At 35.6% G+C, this 4,887-nt stretch carries 8 protein-coding genes and 1 pseudogene; all 9 read right to left on the reverse strand.

The genetic code is table 11. The features are described 5' to 3' along the window. Positions 1 to 296: 296 nt before the first annotated feature. Entirely contained in the window at positions 297 to 530 is a 234-nt protein-coding gene (locus tag AYJ55_RS33785) for a hypothetical protein (protein ID WP_245677477.1), read from the reverse strand. Positions 531 to 553: 23 nt separating this feature from the next. Further along, positions 554 to 703 carry a hypothetical protein gene (locus AYJ55_RS33790; protein WP_245677478.1) on the reverse strand — a complete coding sequence of 50 codons (150 nt, stop codon included), beginning with the start codon at positions 701 to 703 and terminating at the stop codon, positions 554 to 556. 471 nt (positions 704 to 1,174) lie between these two features. Next, on the reverse strand, positions 1,175 to 1,378 hold the full coding sequence (locus AYJ55_RS19870; protein WP_063657699.1) for a hypothetical protein: 204 nt from the start codon (positions 1,376 to 1,378) through the stop codon (positions 1,175 to 1,177). A 203-nt stretch (positions 1,379 to 1,581) separates the two neighbouring features. Continuing rightward, positions 1,582 to 1,872 (reverse strand): annotated as a pseudogene (locus AYJ55_RS19875) (replication/maintenance protein RepL); the annotation flags it as partial. Positions 1,873 to 2,445: 573 nt separating this feature from the next. Then, a complete protein-coding gene (locus AYJ55_RS19880; RefSeq protein ID WP_063657701.1) occupies positions 2,446 to 2,646 on the reverse strand; it encodes a hypothetical protein in 201 nt (66 codons plus the stop codon). A 202-nt stretch (positions 2,647 to 2,848) separates the two neighbouring features. Next, positions 2,849 to 3,328 (reverse strand): replication/maintenance protein RepL, encoded by a 480-nt coding sequence (locus AYJ55_RS19885; protein ID WP_063657702.1) that lies wholly within the window; start codon positions 3,326 to 3,328, stop codon positions 2,849 to 2,851. Positions 3,329 to 3,771: 443 nt separating this feature from the next. Continuing rightward, positions 3,772 to 3,963 (reverse strand): hypothetical protein, encoded by a 192-nt coding sequence (locus tag AYJ55_RS19890; protein ID WP_063657703.1) that lies wholly within the window; start codon positions 3,961 to 3,963, stop codon positions 3,772 to 3,774. Between the two features lie 281 nt (positions 3,964 to 4,244). Then, on the reverse strand, positions 4,245 to 4,391 hold the full coding sequence (locus tag AYJ55_RS32235) for a hypothetical protein (RefSeq protein WP_222703538.1): 147 nt from the start codon (positions 4,389 to 4,391) through the stop codon (positions 4,245 to 4,247). Between the two features lie 196 nt (positions 4,392 to 4,587). Then, on the reverse strand, positions 4,588 to 4,887 hold a 300-nt coding region (locus AYJ55_RS19900; protein ID WP_222703542.1), incomplete at its 5' end, for a hypothetical protein.

Here is a 4,887-nt window from a genome sequence, read left to right on the forward strand (position 1 = left end):
GATGGTTGCTTTGAAGTATTTCATGCCGCACCCCCAACTCGCTGGAGAATTCGGGCACGCTGACGACGGGTTAAATTGCGTGAGGTTCGAACGAATAACTCGATGATTTGATTTTGCGCTTCAATTACGCGCACGCGGAAGGTACTATTTCGCATAGTCCGACTCCTATCGACTTAGGTTGTTGGATCAGGTGCTTGGGCGGGGTTCAGAGCCCGTTCAAGTACCGCTAATTTAATCTTGTTTTTCTATTGCTGTAGTAAAATGCAACTCTGTCTCCATTAAAAATAAAGTTTGGGTTAATAAAATAATCTCCTTGTTTTAAACATCTTGCGATTATTTGAGCCCCCTACTAGTTCTTTAATTCCTCTAGTAAATGTTGCTTGAGATAATTTTTGACCTGAATCAGATAAAAATTCTTCTAAAGCGTATTTATCTAACACAACTCTATCTTTGTTCATTCCTGAATTTTGCACTGTAAAAATCAATACATTTAGTGCTTTTAGTCCAGCAGAGCCTAATTCAAAAGTCATCGCTATATTTTCAGCGAAAAGTTTTATAAATTTCCCCTATCAACTTTTTTATAAGTTGTTACATGCGTTCCTAAAATTTCTCCTGTAAGTTGATTGACTAATACATTCCGATCTTTACCCATTTTGGATAATCGAATTTGTTTAGTCCCCATAGGAATCATCATATTTTCCATGAATGGATTTTGTTTGTGCCTTATTACATCGATATTTTTGATTCCGTCATATGCATTTTTCTATTTTTTCTTACTCTTACTTAAGCATTTTAGTTGTTTTTTTGATTATGTCAACGTATTTTTTGATTTTAACGTAATCATAAAGACACTCATTTTTGATTACAGCAACAACAGTATTTATGGTTGTGACAAACAGATATTAAAAATTTAATTCTTTCTATAACAGGTTTTATGATTACTTCTCTTCTTGTATCTTTTGATAGAAAGAAGTATCAGACGACTCAGTAGCAACGGATTAATTCGCTTTCTCTTCGACGGTGCTCGCAATTTAAAGCGTAAAAATTGAGTTAAAAAAACAATCCAAAAAAATCCTTAAAATTAAATACCACCGCTCGCCACAGCCAAGTGACCGAGCAACGCGAGCGAACGGGCGAGGAAGCGGAAGATAACCGGAAATTAAAGGGAACACAGTCACGCGAAAATCACAAAAATACTAATTTCTTCCAATCTGGGCGATTTGTAAAAACAGCAGTTTGCGCCGTCAGTCTCAAAGATATGTTGAGAGGCCAATTTCTTGGCAGCTATTTTCGTCTCAGAGGAAAGATAGATGAAATTTGTTGTCTTACCCTTCTCGTGGTCAACGTTAGTGATGATGGTTGCTTTGAAGTATTTCATGCCGCACCCCCAACTCGCTGGAGAATTCGGGCACGCTGACGAAGGGTTAAATTGCGTGAGGTTCGAACGAATAACTCGATGATTTGATTTTGCGCTTCAATTACGCGCACGCGGAAGGTAGACTTTTTCATTAGCCTTACTCCTATCACATGTAGGTTTAGGGTTAGCTGGTAGTAAGAGGCGAAAACTCTTGCTATCAGCGATTACTCATCAATATTTATTGATCTGAGCATTTCTTTTGTAATTTTTTCATTTTCACTTTTTTGAAAGTAAATGGGTCCCTCAAATTTGCAATACGCTTTATTTGTTCTCCATGCTCTCCATACCACATGAGGATTTAGAACATAGACATTACTTGTACCCATTTTTAGAATGGTTATAAATCCGTTATCTTTTAAACACTTAATAGCTAAACTTACAGTTGTTCTTTTTTTACCCGTAACTTCTTCAAGAACACGATGTGAGCAAACTACTGCATTGTTTTTATTCATAAATTCGGTTAAGAATAAAAAATATCACCCGAAACGGTATTTTTCTTAAATATCTCTCTAACAGCACCAATATTTTTTTTCGGAAAATTGAATAAAAAGGTCTTTATTTTTTTGCATATCGACATTATCTATAAACATATAAGTTCACAATTTTAAACATTATGTTTATATAAAACTATAAACACAGTTGTTATTAATGTCAAACATATTTTATGAAAAAACGAACATCTATTTATAAACACATGTTCGATAATACTGAACATATATGTTCAGTAGCTTGTTAAACATATGAAAAATTAAAATTCTTTAAAATCAGAATTTTAATATCTCGTTCTCCTTTCTTATATCTTGAAGTTTTGGAGAGAATTACCATGCAACTGATCAGCAATAAACTAACTTCCGCTTCCTCGTCGCCGCTGTTCGGTGCTCGCAAGCTAAACTTAGAAAGAAAATTAATAAATAATCCAAAAAATCCTTAAAATTAAAACACCCACCGCTCGCCACAGCCAAGTGACCGAGCAACGCGAGCGAACGGGCGAGGAAGCGGAAGATAACCGGAAATTAAAGGGAACACAGTCACGCGAAATCACAAATACTAATTTCTTCCAATCTGGGCGATTTGTAAAAACAGCAGTTTGCGCCGTCAGTCTCAAAGATATATTGAGAGGCCAATTTCTTGGCAGCTATTTTCGTCTCAGAGGAAAGATAGATGAAATTTGTTGTCTTACCCTTCTCGTGGTCAACGTTAGTGATGATGGTTGCTTTGAAGTATTTCATGCCGCACCCCCAACTTTATTGAGAATTAGTGCACGCTGACGACGGGTTAAATTGCGTGAGGTTCGAGCGAATAACTCGATGATTTGATTTTGCGCTTCAATTACGCGCACACGGAAGGTACTATTTCTCATAGTCCGACTCCTAATCATTCTAGGGTTTGGATTAGCTGGTTATTGGAGATAGCAACTCCTATAATCAGCGATTATTTACTTTCAGGATTAACTATTGGGGAATTTTCTTTTTTTCTTGTTTTCTCTTCTTTTGTTTTTATATATTCATAACAAATACCCATTCTATTGGAATGACTTCCCTTAAATAAAATATCTGGATTAATTCTGTATGCACCTGCATTTATTCTTTGTAAAAAAGGGGGTGATCCTTCGGCGAGAAGGCGAATTGTTCTACTCACAGTCTGATAGCTTATTCCGCTCATCTCTGCAATTTTGCGTTGTGTCATTACAAGCTGATTTTCTTTATTAAGATTTTCTATAATCCAAAAAGCTAATTTTAATTTTTGGTTAACTATTTCATCAAACGAATGGATTAAATGTTGTAGCCAAACTTTATGAAAATTAAAATCACGATCTTCAACTAAATTCATTTGCATTGGAATCTCTTCACCTGTATCACGATCAACCAATGTTTTATGACCTATTAATTTTACGCGTTTACTAGTTTTCATTTGATACCATAATATGAGTTTATTTGATATGATTAACTTATATCAAAAAATACATTAAGTCAACAAAAGATAAATAAAAATATGATTAATCATATCAAGTTTTATCAGAAATCATATCAAGTTTTATCAGAAATCATATCAATATAAACAACTCAAGGTATTGATAAATAAATAAAAATAATGATTATTTGAAAATTTATTCTTAATCTGTGTTTTAAAGGAAGTTCAAGGCTACTCCTTAGCTTTAATTAAACACCGCTTCCTCATCGACACTGTTCGGTGCTCGCAAGCTAAACTTAGAAAGAAAATTAAAAAATAATCCAAAAAATCCTTAAAATTAAAACACCCACCGCTCGCCACAGCCAAGTGACCGAGCAACGCGAGCGAACGGGCGAGGAAGCGGAAGATAACCGGAAATTAAAGGGAACACAGTCACGCGAAAATCACAAAATACTAATTTCTTCCAATCTGGGCGATTTGTAAAAACAGCAGTTTGCGCCGTCAGTCTCAAAGATATGTTGAGAGGCCAATTTCTTGGCAGCTATTTTCGTTTCAGACGCAAGATAGATGAAATTTGTTGTCTTACCCTTCTCGTGGTCAACGTTAGTGATGATAGTTGCTTTGAAGTATTTCATGCCGCACCCCCAACTCGCTGGAGAATTCGGGCACGTTGCCGATTGGTGAGATATTTTGATGTGTGAGCAAAGCTCAAAAGCTGCTCGATTGATATGTTGCACGCTTTCATTATGCGTGCAATATGCGTACTATTTCGCATAGTCTGACTCCTATCTTCGGTAGGTTTTGGATTAGCTGACTGGCAGGATTAACGCTCCTTTCAGTCAGCGCATAAATTTTTTAGTTGATTTTTTACTTTCAAATAGACTGAACAGCTGTTAAATCAACTTTCACAACATATTTAATCTATTTTACCTGTATTATCAATAGTTTCTTTCTCAAGTGCTGCTAGCGCTTGATCAAAAAGATCACCAAGAACACGAATCCCTCGCTTTTCCGCCAAATCATAAAATCGCTGAAAGCTACTTTCTTTTACTTTTATATTCAACTGTCTTTTTTTTTCACCTGAATTAAATCTTGCACGCTTTTGTAGCTTTGGTTCTTGAGGTTCACGTGAAGGAAATCCATTATCTATAGATATTTTTCTATATCATCGTTATTTGCTTTAGGATTTGGCACTGTCTTAGGTTTAAACTTATTTAAATTTGCAAACGCATCAACTCGCTTTGTTAAGTCCGGCATTTCTAGCCCTCCGGCGATAATTTTGAAATTAATTCTGCTGCAAATGCATCGGCATTCTCGATGGCTTTATCTATTCCTGGCGCTTCAGACGAATTTAATTTATCTAAAGGCTTTTGGAAAAAAAACATTGAACGAAAAGCTTCTCTTTCAGTTAATACTGTATCAAAAACTGGAATTCCTTTATCAGACAAACTTTTTCTAAGACTTGCCATATTTCGTGTTTGATACGCAGGCGGTGTACGTGTTAACAGTATTGAAAAAGGAAGTATGTAATTTTTAACATGTCTTCTAACAGCCTGCTC

The organism is Candidatus Arsenophonus triatominarum, from assembly GCF_001640365.1.
In the GTDB taxonomy this organism is placed as follows: domain Bacteria; phylum Pseudomonadota; class Gammaproteobacteria; order Enterobacterales; family Enterobacteriaceae; genus Arsenophonus; species Arsenophonus triatominarum.